Source organism: Pseudovibrio sp. Ad37 (genome assembly GCF_001623075.1).
Taxonomy (GTDB): Bacteria; Pseudomonadota; Alphaproteobacteria; order Rhizobiales; family Stappiaceae; genus Pseudovibrio.
In genome coordinates this window covers 16,679-43,472 of sequence record NZ_LMCF01000211.1, presented here as the reverse complement: position 1 = coordinate 43,472, position 26,794 = coordinate 16,679, and the positions used below count along the sequence as shown (strand labels likewise).

The following is a 26,794-nucleotide window of genomic DNA, read 5'->3' as shown; positions in this document are numbered from 1 at the left end:
GCACCAATAGTGGGTATTGGTCTTTAGCGAGCGAAATAACCAATCTGTCCCAATAATTGTTAAGTTGTTGGAATAAAATGCCTTCGTAATCCTTTGTGACGTGAATACAGGTACGCCCATGTCAGACAAGCTCTCCAAAAGATCCGGATCTTTAAACAGTCCTGCAGACAGCAAGAGTGATCTTTCCAACTTTCTGGAGGCTGCCAAAGACGCGGTTGCAGCGCCTGCCGGGGATGAGCGGGGCCGTTTGATCTTTGCGCTGGATGCCACAATGAGTCGGCAACCCACGTGGGATCAGGCTTGTCATCTGCAGGAAGAGATGTTCATTGAAGCGGGCCGGGTTGGGCCGCTTGATGTGCAGCTGGTGTTCTTTCGCGGGTATGGCGAGTGTAAATCCTCGCGCTGGGTCAGTAATTCCAAAGAGCTGGGCGGAATGATGCGCAAGATTCGCGTGCAGGCCGGACGCACGCAGATTCGGAAGGTGCTGGACCATGCCCTGGCTGAGACGCGGAAAAAGCGGGTGCAGGCGGTTGTCTATATTGGCGATTGTATGGAGGAGAATCCTGATCTGGTCTGCGATAAGGCAGGGGAGCTCGGGTTGTTGGGCGTGCCGGTTTTTGTGTTTCAGGAAGGCAAGGACATCTTGGCGGAGCGGGCGTATCGGGAGATCGCCCGGTTGAGCAACGGGGTCTATCTGAACTTTGATGACGGATCTGCTGCGAGCTTGCGCGGATTACTGGCTGCGATTGCAACATTTTCCGCCGGGGGCAGACAGGCCCTTGAGCGCCTTGAGCAATCGGGGCATAAAGGTGCTCAATTCTTGATAGAACACCTTAGCTAGAGCACGCCGCGTTTATTTACATTCACGCATCACGCTCGGCTCTCTAATTTTGTGCGTATTCTGATCCGGAAACCGGAACCACTTTTGGGGAATGCGCCTAATACATGTCAGGTACTAAATGGGCTATTTGGTCATGGGAGGATTGGTGCTTGCCATCCTCTATTTCTTCGCAAAGTGGCTGACGCAGTCAAATCCGGCTAAACTTAAAGAAGTTTTGAAAATGCTGATTGGCGGACTGCTGCTGGCATTCTGCGCTTTTCTTGCCGTTACTGGCAGATACGTTATCGCGCTGCCACTTGCGGCCTTTGCGCTGTCCCTTTTGGGTTGGGGGTCTGCGCAGAGTTTCAAGTTTCCCGGTGGTTTCCCCTTCGGAGGATTGGGTGGTGCCTCCAAGAGTGCCGGTCAGACTTCCAATATCTCCTCCAGATTTCTCCATATGGAGCTGGATCATGATAGCAAGAAGCTTGAGGGCAAAGTGCTTGCCGGTTCCTTTGCTGGCCGCGCGCTGAGTTCTTTGCAGGTTGCAGAGCTCAAACAGCTTTGGCGCGACGTGCAGCCAGACGGCGACAGCGTTGCCCTACTCGAAGCTTACCTCGATAGCAGGCTCTCCAACTGGCGTGTAGACTTCCACGCGGATTCCACAGCGGGGCAGAGAGACACGTCGAGCTCGAGCGCTCTGACTGAGAAGGAGGCCTACGAGGTTCTTGGACTTGCGCCGGGAGCCTCCGTGGAAGACATCCGTGCTGCTCACCGCAGACTGATTAAACGATTGCACCCCGATAGTGGGGGTTCTGCTTTCCTGGCTTCCAAACTCAACGAGGCGAAGGATCGGCTTCTCAACAGACATTAGACTCACCGTGACTGATACGAGTTACTGATAGACGGCATAGCAGGAGTACTTGGCCTTCTTGAGTTTGGCACAAGCATCCCAGGCTGCTGTTTTGGTTTCAAACCCGATGAACCGCGCGCGGTACAGGGTTTGTTTCTTAGATTTGACCGGCTCTGTGTAAATGCGTTTGTTACGCAGGGTGGCCCCTGTCGCAGCGCGCGCATTTTCCAGGATCTTGATTGCTTTATCCTGGCTGTCGGTCGCAGAAATCTGAATGTGCCAACCGGAGGTGTCGATGTCCTCTGGCTTCAAGCTTGCAATCTTCTGCTGAATTGGAGCGGAAGATGGTGCAGCTGCTTTCGCTGGCTGCTGCAGTTTTGCCGAGGCAGAAATAGCAGGGGCAGCCAGTGAATTGGCAACAAGGTCCTTGCGCGGTGCCGGAGAAGGGGCTGTGGCCTGATGTTCCAGCATTTTTGCGATTGGATCAGATGGCTTCGAATTCGGTTTTGTGCCGGTCGCGTTGGCATATGCCAGCAGTGTCGGCTGCTCGGCAACTGGTGTGCCTGCTTTGGCAACTGGAATAGCCGGAGCAACTTTTGGGAACTGATAGCGTTTTGTGGTTCCTGCGTAGAGCATCGGTGTGGTGCGACGACCACGGGATGCTTTTGGCAGGTACTGGCTGATCAGCTTGACCATCTGTGCATCACGGCTTTTGCCTGTACGGCCACCCAGAACCACAGCAACAATCTGGCGATTGTCACGTTTAACGTTGGTCACAAGGTTGAAGCCGGAGGCGTTGGTGTAACCGGTTTTGATTCCATCAACACCACGGACACGACCGAGCAACTTGTTGTGGTTGCCCATGCGGCGGCCAGCATATGTGTAAGAGCGGGTGTTGAAGTACTTATAATACTTCGGGAACCGATCCTGAATCGCACGGCCCAGCAGAGCGAGGTCTGCTGCGGTGGTCACCTGCTTAGAATTTGGCAAGCCATGCGGGTTTCTGAATGTGGTGTTGCGCATGCCAATTGCACGGGCAGTCTGCGTCATGCGGCGCGCAAAGGCTGTTTCAGAACCGGAGATATGCTCTGCAATCACAGTCGACGCATCGTTTGCGGACTTGGTGACGAGTGCATAGATGGCATCCTTAACGCGCAAAGAGCTGCCAACCTTCAAGCCAAGCTTTGTCGGTGGGCGACCTGCTGCGTAGCGGGAGACCTTCATTTTAGTGTTTAGTGTCGCGCGGCCAGCTTCCAGTTCCTCAAAGAGCACATAAAGTGTCATGATCTTTGTGGTGGACGCAGGGTAGCGTCGTGCATTGGCGTTGTTGGCGTACAAAACCTTCCCGGTTTTTGCATCAACGACAATACCAGCATATTTGGAATTTGCCTGGGCAACAGTCGGAGCTGTAGCGATTGCTAAGGATACAGCAAGAATGCCGACAGCTTGTCCCAATGCCTTTTTTAGGCGCCCAAATGGCCCAAAATTACGCAGACCCATGTTCTTTTCGCCCCGTGAGCAATAATGGCGGTTTACGCGCTCTGTACTAAATAAATTCTCTCATTGCTAGCGGAGGTGTGTTCAGAAAGCCTCAGCCGCTAAAAATGCGGCGCAGGTGACTCCCCCCGTTCGCGTCATACCCAGAATGATGCGATTACGGTTACAATTCTGTAAATACGATAAGGCAGATTGCAAAAATATTGTTTTTATCCGTTTTTTGTTTGTGGCTACGCCCCTGTCTTTTCATGATATTGCAGCGCAAAATAAAAGTTGACAAAATTTGTGCGGCGCATAATATCGCTGCGTAAGTTTAGAAATGTGGCGTTTGCTCCCCAAGAGACAAAAACCTAATCATCGAAATACCGGCGCCGCCCAATTGATGAGGTAATTTTCATGGTCACAGGATTTGAGAATATGCAGAAGCTTGGAAAAGATAACATGGACGTAGCTATGCAAAGCTTCGGCGCGTTTTCCAAGGGCATGCAGGCGATCTCTGCTGAGGTTGCGGACTACTCTAAGAAGTCAATGGAAGAGAGCAGCGCAGCAATGGAGAAAGTTGTTGGCGCGAAGTCTCTTGATAAGGCTATGGAAGCTCAGGCAGATTTTGCCAAAGTGAGCTACGAAAGCATGGTCGGTCAGGCAACTAAAATCGGCGAAATGTATGCTGAGATCGCTAAGGACGCTTATAAGCCCTATGAGGGTATGCTGTCTAAAGCTGCCAAGTAATCTACTGGCATAATTGAGATTGAAAGCCCGAGGTGCGTTAGCGCTTCGGGCTTTTTGGTTTTGCGCGTTTTAAATAGATTGCCCTGGTTGTTTCCATTTTCAGACAACCTATCTCTCTTCTTCAAGGCCCTCTCAAAACATTGTGATTCAGTATCCTGAATTCTGGCGGGCATGTTTGGGTCCGCAGAATGGCCCGAATATGCTCATCTTACGTTGGGAGCAGGGTTTAACCCTTCGGATAGTCTGAGTGTTTTCTCTTCTTATTGGTTTGCATTTTCCAGTTTGCTCGGGGAATAATCAGTACTAACAATGAAAGAGAAGGCTTCGCGTGTCCTGAATGTCTGCAATTGATTGATCTGGCAGGTACATTCGGGAGGCTGCTGATGCCGCCAGGTGCGGGGCGTTGGCGCCAGCAAGTCTGTAAACCAGAGCGAAAAGACAGCGCAGATGCTGTAGCGAGAGTGTGAATGAGAGACCAGCGACAGGCAATGAGTGTTCTCAGGGGAGATAATCTTATGCTTACGGTGTATAATGAAACAGAAAATGAAACGCTGTTTGATTTTTCTGGAGTTGTTGGTGTGCCCTATGAAAATGCATATCCCTTGAATTCGCAGGGGGTACGTTTAAATACTATAAAGTCCTCTGCGTTATACATGGAGGGACAAAGAGAACAAATGAGCAGCGATTTCGACCTGGATAATGACGATGATGGCGGGACGATAACCGTTACCAAACCTAAGCCAAAAACAAAAAGGCCCAGTTTGTATCGCGTGTTGTTGCTCAATGATGATTTTACGCCGATGGAGTTCGTGATCCACGTTGTGGAGCGGTTCTTTCATAAGGATCGTGAAGATGCGACGCAGATTATGCTCCATGTCCATCATCATGGCGTAGGGGAGTGTGGAGTCTTCACCTATGAAGTGGCCGAGACAAAGGTCACACAAGTTATGGATTTCGCCCGAAAACACCAACATCCATTGCAATGTGTAATGGAGAAAAAGTAATAGGGGGCGCCTGTGCCGTCATTTTCTCGCAGTCTGGAGAAAGCTCTCCATCAAGCTTTGGCGTTTGCTAATGAACGCCATCAGGAATATGCGACCCTGGAGCATCTGCTGCTTTCATTGATTGATGATCAGGATGCTGCTGCGGTGATGCGTGCATGCAATGTGGACCTCGATCAACTGCGAAAAAGCATTGTCGAATATATTGATACTGAACTAGAGAACCTCGTTGTTGACGGGGATGATGATTCAAAACCAACCGCCGGTTTCCAGCGTGTCATTCAACGTGCTGTCATTCATGTTCAATCATCCGGGCGTGAAGAAGTGACTGGTGCCAACGTTCTTGTCGCCATTTTTGCTGAGCGTGAAAGCCATGCTGCTTACTTCCTGCAAGAACAGGAAATGACACGGTACGACGCTGTCAATTATATCTCCCATGGTATTGCAAAACGGGCTGGCTTGTCTGAACCACGTCGGGTACGTGGTGCTGAAGAAGAATCCGATAGTGGCGCTGACCCTAATGTGAGCATGCCGCAGCCTCCATCTGGTGGTTCTTCTGACCAAACAAAGCGGAAAACAGAAGCTCTTGAGGCTTATTGTCAGAATCTCAATGACAAAGCGTTTTCCGGTAAAATTGATCCGCTTATCGGGCGTGAGAAGGAAATTTCGCGCACCATTCAGATCCTGTGTCGCCGTGCCAAGAACAATCCGCTTTATGTGGGTGATCCGGGCGTTGGAAAAACAGCGATCGCTGAAGGGCTTGCGCGCCGCATCATTGTTGGTGATGTGCCTGAGGTGCTGAAAAACGCGACGATTTTTGCGCTGGATATGGGGTCTCTGCTTGCAGGTACTCGTTATCGCGGTGATTTTGAGGAACGTCTGAAGCAGGTCGTCAAGGAAATCGAAGATTATCCGGGTGCGATCATGTTTATTGACGAGATCCACACCGTGATTGGTGCAGGTGCGACGTCAGGTGGTGCGATGGATGCATCTAATCTGCTGAAGCCTGCGTTGGCATCCGGTACGATCCGTTGTATCGGTTCCACCACATATAAAGAGTATCGCCAGTTCTTTGAAAAGGACCGTGCGCTGGTGCGTCGCTTCCAGAAAGTGGATGTGAACGAGCCAACCATTCCAGATGCGATTGAAATCCTGAAAGGGCTGAAGCCTTACTTTGAGGACTTCCATAACATCAAGTACACCAATGATGCGATCAAGGCGGCTGTTGAGTTGTCCTCTCGTTACCTTGCTGACCGGAAGCTTCCGGATAAAGCGATTGATGTGATTGATGAGTCTGGTGCGTCGCAAATGTTGCTGCCAGAGGGCAAACGTCGCAAGACAATCGGCATGAAGGAAATTGAAGCAACCATCGCGACTATGGCGCGGATTCCTCCGAAGTCTGTTTCCAAGGACGATGCAGCGGTTCTGTCCAACCTTAAGGATAGTCTGAAGCGCGTTGTTTATGGGCAGGATCCGGCGATTGAAGCGTTGTCTGCGTCCATCAAACTGGCCCGTGCCGGTCTGCGTGAACCGGATAAGCCAATTGGCTCTTATCTGTTCTCTGGCCCGACTGGAGTTGGTAAGACGGAAGTTGCGCGCCAGCTGGCATCGACACTGGGTGTTGAGCTGACCCGATTTGATATGTCCGAGTACATGGAGCGCCATACGGTTTCCCGCCTGATTGGTGCACCTCCAGGTTACGTGGGCTTTGATCAGGGTGGCTTGCTGACGGACGCTGTTGATCAGCATCCGCATTGTGTGCTGCTTCTGGATGAAATCGAGAAGGCTCATCCTGATCTGTTCAACATTTTGTTGCAGGTTATGGATCACGGTAAGCTGACGGACCACAATGGTAAGTCTGTCGATTTCCGCAATGTGATCCTGATCATGACCACCAACGCTGGTGCGGCTGATCTGGCGAAAGCTCCTATGGGCTTCAATCGCATTGACCGTGATGGCGATGATATGGATGCGATCAACAAGATGTTCACTCCGGAGTTCCGGAACCGTCTTGATGCGATCATTCCGTTCGCAAATCTGGATAGTGACGTTATTCATCGTGTGGTTGAGAAGTTCGTTATGCAGCTGGAAGCTCAGCTTGCGGAGCGTAACGTGACCTTTGAACTGACACCTGAAGCTGTGGCCTGGCTTTCTGAGAAAGGCTACGACCGTCTGATGGGGGCCCGTCCGCTGGGCCGTGTTATTCAGGAGCACATCAAGAAGCCGTTGGCTGATGAGGTTCTGTTCGGCAAGCTTCAGAAGGGTGGGACTGTTAAGGTCTCCGTTTCTGAGGATCTTGAAGGTCTGCTTCTTGAAAGCGTTGAGGAACGTCCGACACCTAAGGCGAAGGCTGCCAAGAAAAAGCCGGTTGCCAAAGGCAAGGGCAAATCCGTTGTTCCGAAAACGGGCCGGGGTGCTGATGCCACCAAGCGTGGTGATGTTCCCGGTATTCCGATTGCGGATTAAAGCATTGATAGTTGAGAAAAAGCCGGAGCATCTGCTCCGGCTTTTTTGTATGGTGGGGCTACGTAGTCTTGTGTAGGCTTCTTTATGCAGCTTCAATAGATTGCGTTTCTTCTTCCCCAAAGGCTCTTCTTTCTCGTGAGCCTCCGAGTTCTTAAATGACCAGTTCAGACATGGATATCGACGAAGGAGAGGATCCTTCGGAATTTGAGGGAGGTGCCTATTGGTTCCGCCAAGGAGCTAAAGGCGCGTTTTGCCTCCCGACACTTATTTTGATGATGGCCTTTGTGGGGTTTACCTCGCTGGCCCGCGAAGTTGGGCTTACGCTCACTGAAGTGCTCTTGATGAGCCTGTTCATGTGGGCGTTGCCAAGCATTGTTGTTTTGACGGGCGCTATGAGTGCCGGGGCCGGATTGATCCCCGCTGCGATTGCAGTGGCTCTTTCCGCTGTGCGTTTGATGCCGATGACGGTGGCGCTGATGCCCGTTCTGCGGGATGAGAAGCGAACCAAGACGTGGCATATGCTGATTGTGTCACATTTCGTGGCCGTGACGGCGTGGGTGTTTGCCATGCGCAATCTGCCAAGCATGCCAAGGGCGGCGCGCCTTCCGTTCTTTGCCGGGTTTGGGTCCACAGTGCATTTTGTGGTGCTGTGTTCGACGGCGTTGTCTTATATAGTGCTTCCAGCGGTAGAAGGGCCGATTGCTGCTGGTCTGGTTTTGCTGACGCCGATCTACTTCATGTTTTCCATGTATCAGGCTTCTCGCACGAGTGGTGATAGGGCCGCGCTCATTCTTGGGCTCATTCTCGGGCCTGTCTTCTATCACTTCTTTCCAGGAGCTGATTTGCTGCTGACCGGGTTTGTGGGCGGCACAGTTGCCTTTGCGGGCTGGTTGTTTGCAACGCGGAGGGCTGAGCTGTGAGTGAAGTTTATGGCAGCTGGTGGTGGCCTTATGTGATGATCCTCGTTGCTGGCTTTCTGGCAACAGAGTGCTGGCGCTGGATAGGAGTGTTCGCCTCCGGCAAGCTGCGCGAGGATAGTTTGCTGTTTGCGTGGGTGCGGGCCGTTGCGACGGCGTTGATTGCTGGCATCATTGCGCGGTTGGTTTTGTTTCCGGAAGGTGTGCTGGGCGATGTGCCGGTGTGGCTGCGTCTTGCTGCGGTGGCTGGCGGTGTTGTTGGATACAAACTCCTCAACGACCGGCTGATGGCCGGGATTATTACAGCTGAGTTTGTGCTGATTGGTGGTTGGGCCTTTTTGATTTAGCGGATCTTGCTAAGCTTGATCGCACGCATTGCTGATCGTTGTTTCCCGCTCTAACGTAAGTTAGCGACTCGGGAGCTGACGATGACTTATATTGCCTTGAATGAGCAGACACTCTGTGATGAGCATATCTGCTGTGCAATCTCGGACAAAAAATGTGCGCAGGGCTACCAGTTGAAGAAGGACTGGCTGAGCCAGCAATTCTCCTCGGACTACCAGTTCATACGGTTGGATGAGCGCGCAAAGGTGTTCATTGAGTTTGGTCCGGCGGAAGCTGGCTGGGCGCCTGTGGTTGCTCCCGGACATCTGCTCATCAATTGCTTCTGGGTTTCTGGCAAGTACAAAGGGCAGGGCCATGGCAAGGCGTTGTTGGCCAGGGCCGTGGATGCGGCGCGTCAGGCTGGTGCAACGGGTCTGGTGACGATTGCTGGCGCCAAGAAGATGCCTTTCCTCTCAGATGGCAAATGGTTCAAGCGGCAAGGCTTTGAGGTTTGCGACACCTCGCCGGATGGTATTGAGCTGTTGCGGCTTGGTGTTGATGGACAGGCTGGTTCAGCGACCTTCTCTGAGGTGGTTCAAAAAGGAGCTGGGCCAAAGGGGGAGGGGCTGGTTGCGTACTACTCCAATCGCTGTCCGTTCACGGATCATCATGTGATGCAGAATCTGAAAGAGACTGCTCAAAAGCGTGGGTTGCCGCTCAAGATCGTTCATCTTGATACACTGGAAAAAGCGCAGTCGGCGCCGACTGCTGCTACGATTTTCTCGCTGTACTGGAGCGGGAAGTTTGTGACGACAGACCTGAGTGTTTGCATGGATTCACGCTTCGATAAAATCATGCAAAAGGCATTGAATGAGAAAGTGTCTATCGAGCTGGTTTGATCATTTCAGATGAATCGAAATTTTGAACCCTTGAGGATCTGATTCAAGTGTGCGGGCTAGTGCGTTGATTTCAGAATCAAAATTGCAGGCCGGTGTGGTGGTCGTTTCAAGTGAATCGAATTTTCCTCGCGCAATCTGGTGTGAATGCGCGAGGTTGTTTCACTTGAAATGATCAGGGGCGAGCTGCAACAGCTGCGCGGATTTTCTCTGCGTTTGCTTTGAGCTTGTCGCCGTCTTCCATCTCGCCTGTGTGTGGGCGCAGGGAAACGCCTTCGGTGCGCGGAATGACGTGAAAATGGGTATGGAACACCATCTGTCCACCAGCGCCTTCGTTGAACTGGTGGATGGTGATACCGTCCGCTGCAAATGCCTGCTTGAGGATACGAGCCATCTTCTGGGCTGTCTTTGCGACAGCTGTAAGGTCAGCTTCTTCAATGTCGAGGATGTTTCGGGAGCCGTTTTTAGGCAGAACCAGCACATGACCATCTGCGCGTGGCATGATGTCCATGATTACAATGGTATTTTCGTCCTCAAAGACCTTCTCGGAAGGCAGTTCGCCGCGTAAAATTTTGGCGAAGATGTTTTGTTCATCATATGCGGAGCTGGTCATTGTGGGGTCCTCAATGGTCTCAATAATGTTTGGCCCCATTCATATCGCGATTCACTGCGGAAATCCCAATAAGAAATATGTGTTGTGATCTGGTAGGTGTTGAGAACCTGAGTGGACTTAAGAAACTGATTCAAGTTTGGTAAGATTCGTGAGTCTCTTCAGAATCTTGTGGGGGTGTCTTAATGTAGGTTCTAGGTGTCCTGTTGGCGAAACGGTCCGTGTTCCGACAGGATTTTCTGTTCATGCAGAACGGCTTGGCGCTCCTGATCCAGATAGTGTGCGACTGCATTCCTTAACGAAGGGTGTGCAATCCAGTGAGCGGAGTAGGTGAGGTTGGGCATGTAGCCACGGGCGAGTTTGTGGCTTCCCTGCGCGCCAGCCTCAACACGTTGCAGACCGCGCGACAAAGCAAACTCAATGGCTTGATAATAGCAGATCTCGAAATGCAGGCAGGGGTGGTTCTCGATACAGCCCCAGTTGCGACCATACAGGGTGCCGCCGCCGATCATGTTGAGCGCGCCTGCAATGTAGCGGCCATTGCGCTTTGCCATGATGAGCAAGGTGTGGTCAGCCAGTCTTTCGCTGAGGAGTGAGAAGAATTCCCGGTTGAGGTAAGGCGAACCCCATTTGCGATTGCCAGTGTCTACGTAAAACTCATAGAACGCGTCCCAGTGGCATTCTTGTAAATCCGGGCCTGTGATCCATTCCACCTCAATATCGTGGTCCAGCGCGGTCTTACGCTCCTTACGGATGCTTTTGCGTTTGCGGGAGGATAAGACTTCCAGAAACTCGGAGAAGTCGCTGTAGCCGTTGTTCTCCCAATGGAACTGCTGGTCTGTTCGTAACAGAAAGCCTTCGTCGCCCAGTTCCTTCCACTCCTGCTCAGTAAGGAAGGTGAGATGGGCTGATGAGCCTTCGATGCGTGTTGCCAGCTCTTTCAGGCCTATGGTGAGGATCTTGATCGTTTCTGGTCGGTTGGCCTCTGGTGAGATTAAGAGGCGACGTCCCGGTACAGGCGTGAAGGGAATGGAGCATTGCAGTTTGGGATAATAGTTTCCACCAGCACGCTGAAATGCTTCAGCCCATGGATAATCGAAAACGTATTCGCCCTGACTGTGGCTTTTTGCATAGGTTGGGATGGCAGCGATTGGTTTGCCATTTTCTTCCCACCAGATGTGTTGCGGGATCCAGCCTGCGTCCCATCCGACACATCCGCTTTCTTCTAGCGCCTGTAAAAAGGCGTGTGAAAGCATTGGGTTAAACTCGCAAACTTGAGAAGTTGATTCAGTTTGCGAGTTTGGTGCGGATTGGGTCGTTTCAGGTGAATCGATCCAATCCTGTTGATCGTAAAGGATCGGCGGCGTGCCGGGATTTGCCAGTGCGTCCCAGTCGGTGCTGGGTATCTCATCCAATGATGAGAGAACTTTCAGAACGGGTGATGGTGGTACTGGCAAATCAATTGGTCCTAAAGTGGATCTTCGTCTGGATTGAAGCCCTCGAAGACAATCTGGTCAGCGTGTTTGGCCGCGTTGAGACGATCTTCTTTGGTTCTAACGGTCCATGTCATGACAGGCAGGCCATAGAACTCACGCAGGAAGCTTAGACCATCTGCTGGCAGATCTTTTACGAAGAAAGAGACGAAGTGCGGGTCTGTGCCTGCCATGTGCACCATCCAGGAGATTTTCTCGATCTCGTGTTCTGTCAGGTGCAGGTGATCGTTCTCGCTCAGGGTGGTCATGGAGATGCAGCCGCGCGGGATTTGCGGAGCGACATCCTTCATGGTCCGAAGCATCTTCGGGTCAAAGGATTTTATTGCTGCCGGACCTTTATAATCGCTGAGGATTTTGGCAATGGTTTTAATGAACTCATCCTGACCTTCTGCAAGGTTCAGGGTTTTGATTTCAATAACCAGCGGCACCTTGCCGTCGACCAGATCGAGCAGCTCTTGCAGGGTCCACATTGGATCAGTGGAGCCTCGCATGGAGAGGTTGCGCAGGTCAGCCAGATCGAAGTCGATGACTTTGCCTTCGCTGTGTGTCAGGCGCTCAAGGTTTGGATCGTGGAATACGATGACCTGACCGTCTTTGGTTTCCTGCAGATCGACTTCAATGGCGAAGTTGTTTTCGACAGCAGCTTTGACCGCAGATGGGGTGTTTTCAAGAATGCCTGCTTCTTTGTTATGGAAGCCACGGTGAGCGATCGGGCGAGCGGTGAGCCAGGATAGATCTTGCATGGATTATTCGAACTTGCTTCTTCAATAAATGGGAGATGTTCTGAGGATCAGAGCAGAATTAGTCGGCAACTTCAAAAATTGCTTCGATCTCAACAGCTGCATTGAATGGCAGAGCTCCAGCGCTGACGGCAGAGCGCGTGTGACGGCCAGCATCACCTAGGGCGGCAACCATGAAGTCTGATGCACCGTTGATGACTTTTGGCTGGTCGCCGAAGTCGCCATTGGAATTGACGAAGCCAACAATTTTCACAAGACGTACCACTTTAGACAGATCGCCAGTGGCAGCTTTTGCCTGTGCCAGCAGATTGATTGCGCAAAGACGTGCTGCTTCCACACCATCTTCAATGCTCAGGTCAGCGCCAACCTTACCGGTTTTTGCGATTTTGCCATCTTGCATTGGTAGCTGGCCGGAGATGAAAAGCTGGTTTCCGGTTTTTACGAAAGGCACATAATTGGCAGCAGGAGCAGCGGCTTCCGGCAGTGTGACGCCAAGCTTCTCAAGATTCTGCTGGATTGTATCAGACATTCGTTTTCCCTCCGGTCGGAATGATCTTTTGCAATAAGTGATGCAAATCCACGAAAACTCAAGAGTTTATCTCTTCACGAAGCCGTGGTCTGCAAGGTGAGGCGCAGACTCACATTAGAATCACTATGGTTGCAAGGGTGCATGGGGCGTTGTCTACGTGGGAAACGTGTATCTAATTTGAAAGATTTACCCTAGCACTGATTTCCTTGGCGGAATGTTTGCGTTGGCGGTGGCGTTTATGCACTCTTCAACGATGGAAGAGAGGCATGCCCACGTGTCTTTTGTTCCGACATGATCGGAGGTTTTATGCTGAAACTACGCTTGGGACATTGTCTTTGCGGGATTGCAGGTTCTTCCCTCACTTTGAGTTCTCTTCTGCTTCCCTCGTTGAGCAGTGCCGCCGATCTTCAGCCTCACAAAGCCGTTTATGACATGAGATTGTCGAGTGCCCAAAATGGAGCGGACATCTCTGATGTGAACGGGCGTATGGTCTATGAGCTATCCGGTTCTGTTTGTGATGGATTTACTGTGGACCTGCGCTTTGTGGTGATGAGTGTTGATGACGAGGGACAGGAGACGATCACGGACCTGCGCAGTACCTATTTTGAATCGCCGGACAATTCTCAACTTTCGTTTGCCTACAAAACCTTCATCGATGATTTTCTGGCGGAACAGGCACAAGGCACTGCGGAGCATCAAAGTTCCAAAGTGGACGTGGATTTGAGCGGGCCGGATGAGAAGAAGCTGAGCTTTGATGGTTCCATCATGTTCCCGCTGCAGCATCTGCACAGCGTGATTGATGGCGCTGCGGGTGGGCAACACTTTATGGTTTCCAAGTTGTATGATGGCAGTGTCACCGGTGAGCAGTTGTTTGAGGCAACCACCGTTGTTGGTCGCAAACTGGCTGATCCATTGTCTCAGCGCTCTGATCAGCTTTCCTTGCCGAACGCACTAGGAGATGCAGATGCCTGGCCGGTTTCTATTGCCTACTTCAACTTAAGCGATGGTGCGCGCGGTGAACGGATGCCGGATTACCAGTTACGGACAGTACTTCATGAAAATGGGGTCTCCAGAAGCATGAACCTGAATTATGGGGTGTTTGAACTGGAAGGTGCTTTGGTTGAGCTGAACCTGAAGCCTATGGTACATGTCAGTACTTGCGGAAGCTCAGTGGTGCTTGAAGAGGAAGTGAGTGCACCGTTTGCAGGGGCGATCAAGAAAGAGCAGTTGCGTTAGTTCAACGCTTGCTGGGTGCTTTTATGGAGCGGCCAAGAGAGACGACTGAGCTGTCTTTAAATTTTCCGCGCAAGGCATCCATTGCCCGTTCTGCTTTGGCTCGTTTTTCCGCCTGCTCGTCCAGCAGGTCTTCCGGGTCGGCCTGATCTGCCGGACCTAAATCTCCAATCCCTACGCCAATGAGACGGAACCGCATTTTGCCGTCAGCCACGTTGTGCAGCAGATCGTCTGCTGTGCGGAAGATCTTGTCGGCCAACTGGGTGGGATCGTGCAGCATGCGCGAACGGGTGATGGTTTTGAAGTCGGCTGTCTTGAGTTTCAGCGTGACGGACCTGCCGGATTTTTCTGCCTTTTTGGTGCGGTAGGAGACCTTTTCAGTCAGCGTCCAAAGGCTTTTTGAGAGCTGAGTGACGTCAGAGACATCTGTGTTGAATGTGGTTTCGCCGCTGATGCTTTTTGCGCCTCTGTTTGAGGAGACGTGCCGGTCATCCTCTCCCTGACACAACTTCGCGAGGCGAAGGCCCATGGCGCCGTATTTGCGGGCAAGGTCTGTCGGGTCTTTGAGTTGTAGCTGGCCGATGGTTTTGATGCCGTCCCGTTCCAACTTGCCCTGAAATACCTTGCCTACGCCCCAGATGACACTGGTTGGTTGTTTGGCGAGGAATTCTTTCTTCTCCGCATCGCCAATGACAGAAAAGCCACGGGGCTTGTCCAAGTCTGAGGCGATTTTGGCGAGGAACTTGTTGGGGGCGAGGCCGACGGAGACTGAGAGCCTGAATTCTGTCTGGATCTTGTTCACTAACTGGACGAGTAGTTCAGCTGGTGTCGCGCCATGAAGTCTCTGTGTGCCGGAGAGGTCCAGGAAGGCCTCATCAATGGACAGGGGTTCGACAAGTGGGGTGAGTTTTTCCATCTCTTCGCGAATTTGGCGGCCAACGTGAGAATACAGATCCATGCGCGGTTTGATAACAACGGCATCTGGGCAGGCATCAAGAGCTTTGAACATAGGCATGGCAGAGCGCACGCCGTAAATGCGGGCGATGTAACACGCTGCGGAGACAACGCCGCGTTGGCCACCGCCGACAATGACAGGGCGATCTGCCAGCTCTGGGTTCTCACGCTTTTCGACGGAGGCATAAAACGCGTCACAGTCGATATGCGCGATTTCGAGTGTATCCAGTTCTGCGTGGGCAAGGATGCGCGGGCTGCCGCATTTGGGGCAGCGCGTCAGGTCTGCCCGAAACCTGTGTGTACAGTCTCTGCAGAGTGCTTTTAGAGGTGCTGTGGCCTCAGTTGCCATGGAAACCAGGCCTTGGGTTGTTTTCGGATGTCAGATGCTGGGTCTGTAGCATGACCTAGTCCTCAATCTCCCAGGAAATTCGCGCACCAGCCACATAAAACACTGATTTGCGCATCTGGTCTTTGTCCCATTCCTCGATGGTCCAGTCTTTTGAATTGACGGGATCAAAGTTCAGGAAAAACTTGTCTTGCAAAAACATGCCGACAATGGGGTGTTTGATCGTGGTGTAAGTCCCGCCGCCCGGTTCATGGAGATTGAACTCCAGGCTCTCTTCGATCCTGATCCTCAGCTTGCTGATGGCACCTTGCGGAGAGGTTGCTGGGCGTTGGGAGTCTCGTGCTGCAAACTCCAGAAGCATGGAGCCAGGGCCACCGGATACCCCAGAGGTGAACAGGGCACTTTGCAATATCGCTCCGCTTAAATGTCCGAAACGCTCCAGAAAATACTGGAGGGTCGTGCTTGAAAGTTGTTCCACGCTTGGATTCTCTGGTTTTGTGAAAGGTTCACTTACAGCTGTGAGCTTACCTTACCGCAGCGACCAGCAGATTTTCAATAAAATCGCCTGTTTCTTTCCAGCAATTGCTCTTTAGGGCAACGTTGGGCAGATCTCCAGCGGTTGCGAAGAAGCGTGAATCGGCAATGAAATGTACGAGCTGAACGTGAGGGGTGCTTTTGCCGACGGAGATAATATTGGTCGGACTGTCGTCAATGAAAATGACTGGGTGATGCCCCCGTTCGGCGCACAGAGCGGCGACAGCTCCGCCTTTTGGGCCTTCGTTGGTGACAAGCGGGTAGTCCATACCAAGGCGTGTGAGAAGATTTTCGCGGGCGGATTTGTTGTGGCTGCCGGGCAGATTGGTCAGGATGACGATGTCGCAGAGCTTTGACAGGCGCTCAAGCTGTTCAGCTGCATGCGGGACGGCTTCCTGTTTGCCGACTTCGCTTTCGAAGAAGTTATGAATGACTGCCATGCAAGCATCGTCTGTCAGATTTTCACCTGTTTGCGTGTAGACCATGTTTGCCTTGAGGCGGTAGGCGGTTTCCTTGAAGGAAATGCCATGATCTTTCATGAAACGCTCAAGGTGCGGGATGAACTGCAGTAGGACTTCGTCCACGTCGCAGATGAGAAGCGGGTGGGCGCGTTTTTCTATCTCTTTGATTTGCTGCAATGCGCTTGCGGTCTCAATGTTGGGCAAGGAAATCTACGCCTCCAGCAAGTTTAAGATGGGCAGCAGCAATCATGGTTGGGCGGACGCCGACACTTTCGGTGTAGGCCAGCAGCAGTTGTTCGTCCTGCATCAGGAATTCAAGGACGCCTGCCAGGAAGCCTGGCTCGGCTGCTGCATCGCGAATCTCTTGAGGCCCGATCCCGGCTAAAGACAGGAAGCGACCGAGCTGTTCAGGCTCGCTGCCAAGAAATGTAAGGGCACCAATTGCAATTTCCTGTGCAGTATCTTCGGTCAAACTGCCGGTTTTGCCTAAATTCATTGGTGTTTGCCTTTCTGAAACGAATCCGAATTAACTATGTAGCAGGAAATTTAGTGTGGGACTTGTCCCAATGCCAGTCGTAACGCGGCTGCACCACACCTTTATTTATGGCTAAACCATTTTTGGGGCGGCATTCTGTGCAGGACTGAACTGATGCAAAAGACCGTGCTGATTGTTGAAGACAACGAACTCAACATGAAGCTGTTTAACGATCTGCTTGAAGCCCATGGGTACGCGACCTTGCAATCTCGCAATGGTATGGAAGCGCTTGAGCTCGCTCGTGCACATAAACCGGATCTGATCCTGATGGATATCCAGCTGCCTGAAGTTTCAGGGCTTGAAGTGACTAAGTGGATCAAAGAGGATGATGACTTAAAGATCATTCCTGTGATTGCGGTGACTGCTTTTGCCATGAAGGGGGACGAGGAGCGCATTCGCCAGGGCGGGTGTGAGGCTTACATTTCCAAACCAATCTCTGTTAGCAGCTTCCTGGAGACGGTCTCAGGGTTCCTGAAGGATACATAATACAACCGTGATTAGTTGTGATTGTGGTTAATTGGTAAATTGTGCTCAGCTAGAAGTTGTGGATTTGCCAATCCTCAGAAAGCAAAGTTTTAGTAATCTGTTTGATCTTACCAGTTTTCATTGAGTGAAAGACTCTCATCAAAAGTCGTAGGTCTTTGAAACTAGATGAAATCACCGAGTGAGTCTTGTGGGGACTGTTGGGTTTCTGTGCGTATGCCTCTTGATAATCGGCGGTTTCTTTCCTTTTGTTGTGTATAGGTGAAGAATCCCCTCCATTTTCAGGAGCGCAATTAGCTTAAAGCTTTACTAAAGTCGTAAATGTTGCGATGGTGATATACGAAATCATCAGTTTCATGAAATTATTGACTGCAAAATTGCAGTATTGGCCTTTGGTTGATTGAATAAGCCCCGGCAATACTGCTTCATAGTTTCCCTACGGAGCGCTCAGGTCCGCCGCATCTCCTGGGTCCGTGGGGTTGGCCGGCGAGTAAGCGGGTTCTGAGTGGCCTCCTCGTGTCATCCGGTTCTCGCCGGCCACCACTTCTTCCAAATCTCTAAGGGTTGACGCTCGCAAGCATATGCTTGTGCATCTGACGCTGTTTGCGCTGGATTCTGTACGTCTATGCCAGAGTTGGTGTGCGGAGAGGTTGCCTGAGGCGTGTAACCGGTGTGATGAGTCATTCAGTCTGGGCAGTTTTCTTATGTGTCAAAGTGATCGTGATGGTCAGTTCTCATTGAATTTGAAGCGGAATTGACCGTGTTGAGTGGACTATACTCAGTCCACTTCCTCTTGTGTGAGGAAATGTTGTCTACCCCTAACAATTGAGTGGTTCAGGCTCGCAGGCGGGTTGTCATCGGAGGGTTAAGTTAGCGATTCTTACTTGCGTTTGAGTGCTGTGAGGGTGCGCTCTTGAGTATGCATGCAAAAAAGGCGCTTGCAGATTGCAAACGCCTTTTTTGAAAATTCAGATGAAGCCAAGACTTACTTGATCTTGGTTTCCTTGAACTCAACGTGCTTCTTTACGACTGGGTCGTATTTACGCTTCACCATTTTTTCGGTCATGGTGCGGGAGTTCTTTTTGGTCACGTAGAAGTAGCCGGTGTCCGCAGTGGACTGCAGCTTGATCTTAATGGTGGTCGCCTTGGCCATCGCTAAGGATCCTGTCTGTTTTCGGCCTTTTTAAGAAGTGGCCGGTTGTTTTGTTTGTCCCGGTGGCACCCTCACACCTTCGCTTCGGGTAGGGTGCGCTTCCGGGGAAACTTTGGGAATTCAGCGCGCACATTACTAATCACAGGGCTAAAGTCAAGATGCATTAGGGCGCTGAGCCGAGTCTTGTCCCCCTTATCAGGCATATAATTACATATGCGCCCAAGAATCCTGCAAATACCAGTGGTAGTCCGTCCGCACCCCACGCGGAAAGAGCAAATCCGGTGCTGGCAGGGCCCACCAACTGGCCAACGGAATACATGAGAACGAAGGCTGCATTGGCGGAAGCCAGGTTAGCCCCATCAAAGCGCGCACCAAGGTGTGTGAGGCCAACTGTATAAAGCCCGGCCACGACGCCGCCCCAGACAAAGAGAAGAGCACAGATGCCATAAAAACTGCCGGAGAGCGGGATCATAAGTAGTGCGCCGATCACACCAAAAGCTCCGCAATAGATCAGCAGGTGACGGCGGTTCATGCGATCAGAGAGCAGCCCCAGCGGGATCTGGAGTACCATGTTGCCGGCAGCCATTGCAGAGACGAGCAGGGTCGCAGTTTGCGCTGTCAGGCCAATCTTGAGGCCGAACAAAGGAAGCAATGATATGCCTGATTGTTCCACAGCTCCGAAGACAAATCCGGCGAATGTGGCAGCTGGGGCTATCCACAAAAATGCATAGAGCTTTGAGGTTGCTTCACTTTCGATTCTCGGCGCAGCGTTGAAGCCGATCAACACAGGTAAGGCTGCAATAATGATGCCTGCGCTTGCCAGCAAGAATGGGAGTGCGCCTGTTGTGCCCGCAAATGCAAGTACCAGAGGCCCTGAGGCAAAGCCAAGAGCCAGCACAGTGGCGTAAACGCCCATGAGGAAGCCTCTGTGCTTTGAAGGTGCCAGTGCGTTGATCCAGAACTCGGAGAGGATGAAGGCAGAGGTTGTTGCGCCGTGGAATAGCAGACGGAGTGGAAACCATGCCCAGAAGTTTTCAAACACAAAAAAGAAGGGCAGGGAGAAGCCAGCGACCAACAGGCTGATCAGGAGCGCCTGGGGTGTGCCCAGTTTGCGTGCAAGGTATGGGCCGACTGGAGTCGCAACAATGGAGGCAACGCCGGAGAATGCGGTGTTGATGCCGATCCATGTGTCGCTGACACCGCGATACTCAAGCGTGAGTGCAAGCAGAGGCAGGCTTGCGGACAGGGAAAGGCCAACAGCTGTGATCGCCGCGATAGCCGCAATGATGCCGCGAATCTGTTTCGGTGAGAGGGAATTGGCTAAAGTGCCCGATGTCTGAAGCATTTACACAACTGCGTTTCAAGCTCGTTATGAGCAGGTGCTTTCGTCCATTTTGCGCTTATATACATTCACGCGTCATGTTCTAAAGCCGTGTTTCATGCGTGTTCTTGTCCGAAAAACAGATCTGCTTTCGGGGAAACGCTCTAAATGCTTCTATCAGGAAAAGTGCAAGGCGCAACACATAGTATCGTGGCGATATATGTTTGTTGCGCCTTGGATAATCAGAATTAAATTTCTTCGCGCGCGAAGCCGTCGTTCTTCCAGTAGTAATATGGCACGGGGCCATCTGGAGAAAGATCCGGGTCTTTGGCAAGGCGATTTTCAAGATCTGTCAGGACAGCTAGAGTGATGCGTGGCAAGTCCAGCTTTTTGCACTGCTCAATTGGCAGCCACTGGAGCTCTTCCAGCTCTTCTGTTGGTCCAATGCCGGTTTCCAGCTTGTGCGCAATCTGGTCCGCCCAAACAGCGAAGAAACGTGCATCAAAGCGACGGGTCCTGCCTGGAGGGGTGATTGCACGGGCAACGTAGCGAAGTGGCTCAAGATCCGGCAGGATGCCCAGTTCGTCAAAAGCTTCAAAGCCCGGACCAGCTGGTTCGCTTTCGCCTTCGGTTTTGCGGCCAACAAACAGGCCTGCCTCCTCGTAGGTTTCGCGAATGGCAGCAATTGCCAGCGCACGCAGGCGGCTTTCAGTCTTGATCTGCTTTTTGTCGTAGTTGAGTTTGGCGAGAACATCTGGATGATAGTCGCGCACATATCTTACGCGGCTGTCTTCAGAATCGACACGGCCACCTGGGAACACGAATTTGCCAGGCATGAACTTGTGCGCCATGTGACGCTTGCCCATCAACAGATGCAGGGAGCCATCGTCCTTGCGATCCAGAATAAGCAGTGTGGAGGCGTCTTTTGGCCTCAAAGGCTGAGCGGCTGGGTTGTTGTTTTCTTCCGCTCGCTCAACTTTGACTTCTTTTGTCAGGTCTTCCGTGGACATTCCTTACCTCTGATTGGCGCGTGTTGGGCCAAAACTAGGTGCTTTGCCGGCAGTTGCAAAGCCATCCATACGTAGTGCCCATTGCAAACCGACCAAGGCGCCCTTGATTGGGCGCAGGAGACTCAGAGACATGATGATGGTTAAAGGCAGCCAGACAGCCATGTGGAGCCACATAGGCGGCACGTAGGCCATCTCTACCCACATGGCCAGCGCAACGACGACGTGACCAACGATAAAGATTGTGAAATAGGGCGGAGCATCATCTGCGCGGTGGTGGTGAAGTTCTTCACCACAGTTGTCGCAGGACTGTTTCACGCTCAAGTAACCGTCGAAGACAGAGCCAATGCCACAGGAAGGACATTTGCAGCGCATGCCACGCAGCACCGCTTCTCCGGTATTCCGATCTTGATGGGTATTCATTTATACCTGCCTTTTCCGTCCCGTAAATGCAGGGGAGCGCACGTTTTTTTATGTGCGCTTCCGCTTATTTTCGTTTTTTGACCGGCGTAAACCTTTTGGCTTGCTGTTGTTTCTTGCTTGCCAACCCTTGTGCTTAGCAACCCGTCCCGCTGCTTCGCCCTTGGATTTGCCTTTTGTGAGCATTTCAAACCGTAAAGAGCCCGCAAATGGGGCGGCTTCCATCAGTTTGACCTGCACTGCGTCACCAAGTTGGTAGGTTTCACCAGTTGCTCTGCCCACGAGGGCATGAGCCGATTCTACATATTCGTAGTAATCCATACCAATGGTAGATGCAGGAATGAAGCCATCTGCGCCATTTTGTAGCAGTTTGACGAACAGGCCAGACTTGGTCACTCCGGCAATTCGTCCCGAAAATTCAGCCCCAATTCTCTCGCAGAGGTACAGAGCAATCAGTCGGTCAATGGTTTCGCGTTCAGCCAGCATTGCGCGTCGTTCTGCCGCAGAAATCTCTGCTGCGATGGCAGGCAGCTTCTCTTCCATGCCGTATGGCAGACCGTCATCACCGAGGCCGAGTGCGCGAATGAGGGCACGGTGCACTATCAAATCTGCATAGCGGCGAATAGGGGATGTGAAGTGTGCATAACGTCGGAGGTTCAATCCGAAGTGTCCGATGTTCTCGGCATTGTACTCTGCTTGTGCCTGTGAACGCAGCACGACCTCTGACACCATGGTTGCGCTTGCGGTGTCTTTGAACTTGTCGAGAATGTTGTTGAACACAGAAGGACGCAGGCCGCCAATGTGAGGCAGTTTGACGTCCAGCGTGGAGAGGAAATCTCTCAGGTTCTCCAGCTTTTCCGGCGTTGAGGCATCGTGGACACGGTAGAGCAGGGAAGAGTTGCGCTTCTCAAGCTCTTCTGCGGCTGCAACGTTTGCCTGGATCATACACTCTTCGATGAGTTTGTGCGCATCCAGTCGGTCTGGGACGACGATCTGATCAACCGTGCCTTCTTCTTTGAGTAGAATGCGGCGTTCCGGGATGTCGAGTTCCAGCGGTTGGCGTTTGTCGCGGCCCCGTTTCAAAATCTCGTAGGTTGCCCACAGCGGTTCAAGAACCGGTTCCAACAAAGGACCGGTTTTGTCGTCTGTTACTCCTTCAATGGCTTTCTGGGCCTGTTGATAGGAGAGTTTGGCCGCGCTGCGCATGATGACGCGGTGGAACGAGTGAGATGTTTTCTTACCGTTCTTGTCAAAGACCATCCGTGTTGCGATGGATGGGCGGTCTTCATTCTCGCGCAAGGAACACAGATTGTTGGATATGCGCTCAGGCAGCATTGGGATCACGCGGTCCGGGAAATAGACCGAGTTGCCGCGCAGCAGTGCTTCCTTGTCCATCGGAGAGCCCGGAGTGACATAGGCTGCGACGTCTGCAATTGCGACGTAAACGATGCAGCCGCCTTCATTCTCCGGGCTGTTGTCCAACTGAGCATAGACCGCATCATCATGGTCTTTTGCTGTCGCAGGGTCGATGGTGAGGAGCGGGATGTCACGCCAATCTTCACGGCCCTTGTGGCCAACAGGCTTGATGTTTTCCGATTCAGCAATGACAGCTCCTGGGAACTCATTACGAATACCCTGTGTGTGCAATGCGATTTCGGAGACAGCCATTTCTGAGGTTGTGGACCCAAAGCGTTTGACGATGCGGCCACGCGGTGTGCCGTATCGTCCGACTTTGTGGACTTCGATCTTTACGAGGTCACCGTCTTCAGATTCCATCAGCTCGCGCGGATCCAGGTCGACAGCGCGTTGTTTGCGGTCAACTGGTTCCAGAGTTGCTGCTTTGGTTGCTTTGTTGATGCGCAGGATGCCAAGGACGTCGGTGTCCTGGTTCTCCAGACGCTTCATCACGCGCACGACGTGTTTGGCTTCGGGCGATCCATCCTGATCGTCCAGCAGTTTCACAAGGGCGCGGTCGCCGATGCCTGGGACGGGGTTGAATTTGTTTTTGTTCTTTTGCGACAAGACGAGAACGTTCGGTGGCTCTCCATGCTCTTCATCCCAGTTCATCGGGATGCCGAGGAGCTCACCGTCAGCAGTTCTGCTCGTGATTTTTACAACAAAGACAGGAGGAAGATCGCCTGGACGCAACATGCGTTTCCGGCGTTTTTCGAGATGACCAGCTTCAGTCAAATCTCTCAGCATTCGTTTGAGGGGGATGCGCGCGGCGCCGACGATACCAAAATGGCGGGCGATTTCGCGTTTACCAGCTTTGCCGGGATTGTCGGCAATAAACTTCAGAATGTCTTCGCGGGATGGCATTTCTGCCGGTCCCTTGTGTCTTTTTTCAGTGGCCTTTTTTCGGCTCAATGTATCTCATCCAGTGCGGCTTTTATGCCGCGAAAAGGGGCTCCCGATGAACGGAAGCCCTTATGTTTCGTTGTCCGGAGAGTAACGGGGGATCTTAATCCTTCTTCGCGTTGATCAGCTCGATTGCCTGTTCGCGGGTTACCGTCTCCGGGTCTGTTCCTTTTGGCAGGGAGGTGAACTCCTTGCCCCATTTGATCCGAACGCCGAGGCGGCCACTGTCGCGCAGCTCCATCGCTCCACCATCCGGATGATCGCCAAGTTCTTTCAGTGCCCCTTTGGGCGCTGCTTTCTTGGCCGTTGTTTTCTTTGCAGCTGCCTTTTTGGTAGGCGCTTTCTTCTTACCTTTTGTTGCTGCCTTGGCGTTTACAAGCTCTGTTGCCTGTTCCAACGTGACAGCTTCTGGTGCAACGTCCTTTGGAAGGGTTGCGTTGATCTTTTCCCATTTTACGTAGGGGCCATACCGACCGCTGTATACGTTGATGGCGCCGCCATCGGGGTGGTCACCCAGTTCTTTGAGTGGTTTTGCGGCAGCTCCGCGGCCTCCGCCCTTGGCACGCTTTTCAGCAAGCAGGGTTACGGCGCGGTTGATGCCGACGGAGAAGACTTCGTCCGGGCTGTCCAGATTGGCATAGGTGCCATCATGTAGCACGAACGGTCCAAAACGGCCCAGGCCTGCGGAAATGGTCTTGCCATCTTCTGGATGGGTGCCAACTTCACGTGGCAAGGAAAGCAACTGAAGGGCTTTCTCCAGATCCAGATCAGCAGTGCTCCAGCCACGTGGCAGGGACGAGCGCTTTGGTTTAGCTTCTTCACCTAGCTGTACATATGGGCCGAAACGGCCTGTGCGCAAGGAGACTTCCAAACCGGTTTCCGGATCAATGCCCAAAACCTGAGGTCCGTCTGCTGCTGCGCCCGCATCAGATGTACCGCCTGAGGTGAGCTGACGTGTATAATCACAATGTGGCGGATTTTCGTTTGGTTCTTTGCCGTCTTTCTTGTTTTTGTTGTAGTTGGAACAACCAACAAACGCGCCGAATTTGGAGACTTTCAATGACAAGCGACCGGTTTCACATTTCGGGCACTTGCGTGGATCAGAGCCATCTTCCTTGTCTGGGAAGACGTGTGCTTTGAGGGTTTCATTCAGGGCATCCAACACTTCCGTGTTGGAGCGCTTAATCACCTCATCACAAATTTCGTGGAACGGGTTCCAGAAGTCACGCAAGACGGCCTTCCATTCCAGATCGCCAGCTGAGATCTTGTCGAGCTGGTCTTCAAGGCTTGCAGTGAAGTCATACTCCACATAGCGATTGAAGAAGTCTTCAAGGAATGCAATTACCAGACGACCTTTGTCCTGTGGGATCAGGCGTTTCTTGTCCAGATCTACGTATTCGCGATCGCGCAGAGTTTGCAGCGTTGCGGCGTAGGTGGACGGGCGACCAATCCCCAGCTCTTCCATCTTCTTCACCAGTGTTGCTTCGGTGAAGCGTGGTGGAGGTTCTGTGAAGTGTTGGTTGGCTTCAATGCCTTTGCGGCCGAGGCTGTCGCCCTTCGTCATTGGCGGCAGGCGTTTGCTTTCCTCGTCTTCCTCATCATCTTTACCTTCCTGATAAAGGGTGAGGAAGCCATCGAAACGGACAACAGAGCCAGATGCGCGCAGGGCAGCTTTCTTGGCGCCGTTTGCAGCTTCGATATCAACAGTGGTGCGCTCCAGTACAGCAGATTCCATCTGAGAGGCGATGGTACGCTTCCAGACCAGCTCGTAAAGGCGTGCGCCGTCCTCGTCGAGGAACTTTGCCATGTCCCGTGGGTGACGGGACAAGTCAGTCGGGCGGATCGCTTCGTGCGCTTCCTGAGCGTTTTTGGCTTTGGAGGTATACACCCGTGGCTTTTCAGGAACGTACTCGTCCCCATAACGGGAGCCGATGACGGCGCGCGCGCTTTGAATTGCTTCCGGAGCGATCTGCACACCATCGGTACGCATATAGGTGATCAAACCAGTGGTTTCACCGCCGATGTTCGCGCCTTCATAAAGCTTTTGCGCAACCTGCATGGTGCGTGCTGCTGCAAAGCCGAGCTTACGGGAAGCTTCCTGCTGAAGGGTAGAGGTGGTGAATGGTGCGTATGGATTACGTCGTTGTGGCTTGCTCTCAACATTGCTGACAGAGAAGCTCGCACCTTCAAGCATCTGCTTGATCGCTGTGGCTTCCTGCTCGTTCTTAATGTCGAGGCGCGTAATCTTCTGACCGTCAAAATTAGTGATGCGTGCCTGAACCGGCGCGTTTTCCGGTGTGTTCAGGTTTGCCAGAATGGACCAGTATTCCTGAGAGAGGAATGTCTCGATCTCGTTCTCGCGCTGACACACAAGGCGCAGCGCAACGGATTGCACGCGGCCTGCGGAGCGGGCACCTGGCAGCTTGCGCCATAAAACCGGAGAGAGCGTAAAGCCCACGAGATAGTCGAGTGCACGACGAGCCAGATACGCGTCGACAAGCGGCACATCCAGTTCGCGCGGATTTTTCATTGCTTCCAGAATGGAATTCTTGGTGATCGCGTTGAATACCACGCGCTCGACCTTCTTATCCTTCAGGACGCGTTTCTTTTTCAAAACTTCCAAGACGTGCCAAGAAATGGCCTCTCCTTCGCGGTCGGGGTCAGTTGCGAGAATAAGGCGGTCAGCCTCCTTCACCGCGTTGGCGATATCCGACAGGCGCTTTTGAGATTTGGAATCGACAGACCAAGACATGGCAAAGTCGTCGTCCGGCAGCACGGAGCCGTCCTTTGGAGGCAGGTCGCGCACATGGCCGTAGGACGCCAGAACTATATAGTCCTTGCCCAGATATTTATTGATGGTCTTGGCTTTCGCCGGTGATTCCACAATGACTACGTTCATTGATTTCCTGGCTTTCGCGTAAATCTCGTCTTGGAATTGATAAATCAAAAACCGTTTTATGAGTCGAACCGACACAATCTCGGATGACTTCGCGGCTGTCAAATGGCCTTTTCAGATCAATTGGTCAAGAGCGGAAAAGCCACTCCCTTAATTTTCCTTGGGTCATATTTTGGTTGCGCTTGCTAATGTAAGCAACCTAAGGTAATGACTTAGCTTGC

General features: G+C 52.2%; 25 protein-coding genes. 10 read left to right on the top strand and 15 right to left on the bottom strand.

What is annotated here, in order from left to right; all coding sequences use genetic code 11:
- Positions 1 to 118: 118 nt before the first annotated feature.
- Positions 119 to 841 (top strand): hypothetical protein, encoded by a 723-nt coding sequence (locus tag PsAD37_RS21655; RefSeq protein ID WP_063297891.1) that lies wholly within the window; start codon positions 119 to 121, stop codon positions 839 to 841.
- A gap of 118 nt (positions 842 to 959) precedes the next feature.
- The gene (locus PsAD37_RS21650; protein WP_057463381.1) at positions 960 to 1,691 is read left to right on the top strand and encodes a DnaJ domain-containing protein; all 732 of its coding nucleotides are present in this window, start codon (positions 960 to 962) and stop codon (positions 1,689 to 1,691) included.
- A gap of 21 nt (positions 1,692 to 1,712) precedes the next feature.
- Here the strand turns inward: PsAD37_RS21650 and PsAD37_RS21645 are convergent, their stop codons facing one another.
- Positions 1,713 to 3,170, bottom strand: a complete 1,458-nt coding sequence (locus tag PsAD37_RS21645) for a D-alanyl-D-alanine carboxypeptidase (protein WP_063297890.1) — start codon at positions 3,168 to 3,170, stop codon at positions 1,713 to 1,715.
- 393 nt (positions 3,171 to 3,563) lie between these two features.
- Here PsAD37_RS21645 and PsAD37_RS21640 point away from each other — a divergent pair, with 393 nt between their 5' ends.
- From PsAD37_RS21640 to PsAD37_RS21610, 6 genes are all read left to right on the top strand, one after another.
- Complete coding sequence (locus tag PsAD37_RS21640; RefSeq protein ID WP_057463379.1) at positions 3,564 to 3,896, top strand: phasin family protein; 333 nt, start codon at positions 3,564 to 3,566, stop codon at positions 3,894 to 3,896.
- Between the two features lie 674 nt (positions 3,897 to 4,570).
- Positions 4,571 to 4,900: an ATP-dependent Clp protease adapter ClpS gene (gene clpS / locus PsAD37_RS21630; protein ID WP_057463448.1), complete on the top strand. Its 330-nt coding sequence runs from the start codon at positions 4,571 to 4,573 to the stop codon at positions 4,898 to 4,900.
- Positions 4,901 to 4,912: 12 nt separating this feature from the next.
- Positions 4,913 to 7,363 (top strand): ATP-dependent Clp protease ATP-binding subunit ClpA, encoded by a 2,451-nt coding sequence (gene clpA, locus PsAD37_RS21625; protein WP_063297888.1) that lies wholly within the window; start codon positions 4,913 to 4,915, stop codon positions 7,361 to 7,363.
- Between the two features lie 155 nt (positions 7,364 to 7,518).
- A complete protein-coding gene (locus PsAD37_RS21620; RefSeq protein ID WP_063297887.1) occupies positions 7,519 to 8,283 on the top strand; it encodes an AzlC family ABC transporter permease in 765 nt (254 codons plus the stop codon).
- On the top strand, positions 8,280 to 8,627 hold the full coding sequence (locus PsAD37_RS21615; protein ID WP_063291725.1) for an AzlD domain-containing protein: 348 nt from the start codon (positions 8,280 to 8,282) through the stop codon (positions 8,625 to 8,627). Before PsAD37_RS21620 ends, PsAD37_RS21615 begins: the two co-directional genes overlap by 4 nt.
- 81 nt (positions 8,628 to 8,708) lie before the next feature.
- Positions 8,709 to 9,503: a GNAT family N-acetyltransferase gene (locus PsAD37_RS21610; RefSeq protein ID WP_063297886.1), complete on the top strand. Its 795-nt coding sequence runs from the start codon at positions 8,709 to 8,711 to the stop codon at positions 9,501 to 9,503.
- A gap of 172 nt (positions 9,504 to 9,675) precedes the next feature.
- On the opposite strand, the gene PsAD37_RS21605 is transcribed toward PsAD37_RS21610, so the two are convergent.
- The 4 genes from PsAD37_RS21605 to PsAD37_RS21590 form a co-directional block, all read right to left on the bottom strand.
- Entirely contained in the window at positions 9,676 to 10,113 is a 438-nt protein-coding gene (locus PsAD37_RS21605; RefSeq protein WP_063297885.1) for an HIT family protein, read from the bottom strand.
- Positions 10,114 to 10,304: 191 nt separating this feature from the next.
- Positions 10,305 to 11,567 (bottom strand): GNAT family N-acetyltransferase, encoded by a 1,263-nt coding sequence (locus tag PsAD37_RS21600; protein ID WP_370446626.1) that lies wholly within the window; start codon positions 11,565 to 11,567, stop codon positions 10,305 to 10,307.
- Positions 11,568 to 11,578: 11 nt separating this feature from the next.
- Positions 11,579 to 12,346, bottom strand: coding sequence for a glycerophosphodiester phosphodiesterase family protein (locus tag PsAD37_RS21595; protein ID WP_063297884.1), 768 nt, complete (start codon positions 12,344 to 12,346; stop codon positions 11,579 to 11,581).
- A gap of 58 nt (positions 12,347 to 12,404) precedes the next feature.
- A complete protein-coding gene (locus tag PsAD37_RS21590; RefSeq protein WP_063297883.1) occupies positions 12,405 to 12,872 on the bottom strand; it encodes a RidA family protein in 468 nt (155 codons plus the stop codon).
- Positions 12,873 to 13,178: 306 nt separating this feature from the next.
- Here PsAD37_RS21590 and PsAD37_RS21585 point away from each other — a divergent pair, with 306 nt between their 5' ends.
- Positions 13,179 to 14,108, top strand: coding sequence for an EipB family protein (locus tag PsAD37_RS21585; RefSeq protein ID WP_084408042.1), 930 nt, complete (start codon positions 13,179 to 13,181; stop codon positions 14,106 to 14,108).
- A gap of 1 nt (position 14,109) precedes the next feature.
- Here the strand turns inward: PsAD37_RS21585 and PsAD37_RS21580 are convergent, their stop codons facing one another.
- The 4 genes from PsAD37_RS21580 to PsAD37_RS21565 are packed head-to-tail and all read right to left on the bottom strand — an operon-like array spanning position 14,110 to position 16,896.
- Positions 14,110 to 15,408, bottom strand: coding sequence for a DNA polymerase IV (locus PsAD37_RS21580; protein ID WP_063297882.1), 1,299 nt, complete (start codon positions 15,406 to 15,408; stop codon positions 14,110 to 14,112).
- A gap of 55 nt (positions 15,409 to 15,463) precedes the next feature.
- Complete coding sequence (locus tag PsAD37_RS21575) at positions 15,464 to 15,883, bottom strand: hypothetical protein (protein WP_208992014.1); 420 nt, start codon at positions 15,881 to 15,883, stop codon at positions 15,464 to 15,466.
- Positions 15,884 to 15,929: 46 nt separating this feature from the next.
- Positions 15,930 to 16,604 (bottom strand): hypothetical protein, encoded by a 675-nt coding sequence (locus tag PsAD37_RS21570; protein ID WP_063297880.1) that lies wholly within the window; start codon positions 16,602 to 16,604, stop codon positions 15,930 to 15,932.
- Entirely contained in the window at positions 16,591 to 16,896 is a 306-nt protein-coding gene (locus PsAD37_RS21565) for a DUF3572 domain-containing protein (RefSeq protein WP_057463369.1), read from the bottom strand. The genes PsAD37_RS21570 and PsAD37_RS21565 overlap by 14 nt, the downstream gene beginning before the upstream one ends.
- A gap of 153 nt (positions 16,897 to 17,049) precedes the next feature.
- On the opposite strand from PsAD37_RS21565, the gene PsAD37_RS21560 reads away from it, so the two are divergent.
- Complete coding sequence (locus tag PsAD37_RS21560) at positions 17,050 to 17,421, top strand: response regulator (RefSeq protein WP_063297879.1); 372 nt, start codon at positions 17,050 to 17,052, stop codon at positions 17,419 to 17,421.
- Positions 17,422 to 18,403: 982 nt separating this feature from the next.
- On the opposite strand, the gene rpmG is transcribed toward PsAD37_RS21560, so the two are convergent.
- The 6 genes from rpmG to topA all read right to left on the bottom strand — a co-directional run bounded on the left by rpmG (position 18,404) and on the right by topA (position 26,576).
- Complete coding sequence (gene rpmG / locus PsAD37_RS21555; protein ID WP_008552972.1) at positions 18,404 to 18,571, bottom strand: 50S ribosomal protein L33; 168 nt, start codon at positions 18,569 to 18,571, stop codon at positions 18,404 to 18,406.
- A 163-nt stretch (positions 18,572 to 18,734) separates the two neighbouring features.
- Positions 18,735 to 19,916: an MFS transporter gene (locus PsAD37_RS21550; protein WP_063297878.1), complete on the bottom strand. Its 1,182-nt coding sequence runs from the start codon at positions 19,914 to 19,916 to the stop codon at positions 18,735 to 18,737.
- A gap of 224 nt (positions 19,917 to 20,140) precedes the next feature.
- Positions 20,141 to 20,902, bottom strand: coding sequence for a hypothetical protein (locus tag PsAD37_RS21545; RefSeq protein ID WP_063297877.1), 762 nt, complete (start codon positions 20,900 to 20,902; stop codon positions 20,141 to 20,143).
- 3 nt (positions 20,903 to 20,905) lie between these two features.
- Complete coding sequence (locus tag PsAD37_RS21540) at positions 20,906 to 21,322, bottom strand: DUF983 domain-containing protein (RefSeq protein WP_057463365.1); 417 nt, start codon at positions 21,320 to 21,322, stop codon at positions 20,906 to 20,908.
- A gap of 48 nt (positions 21,323 to 21,370) precedes the next feature.
- Positions 21,371 to 23,638 carry a ribonuclease R gene (gene rnr / locus PsAD37_RS21535; protein WP_063297876.1) on the bottom strand — a complete coding sequence of 756 codons (2,268 nt, stop codon included), beginning with the start codon at positions 23,636 to 23,638 and terminating at the stop codon, positions 21,371 to 21,373.
- A 142-nt stretch (positions 23,639 to 23,780) separates the two neighbouring features.
- Positions 23,781 to 26,576 carry a type I DNA topoisomerase gene (gene topA, locus PsAD37_RS21530; protein ID WP_063297875.1) on the bottom strand — a complete coding sequence of 932 codons (2,796 nt, stop codon included), beginning with the start codon at positions 26,574 to 26,576 and terminating at the stop codon, positions 23,781 to 23,783.
- Positions 26,577 to 26,794 lie beyond the last annotated feature (218 nt).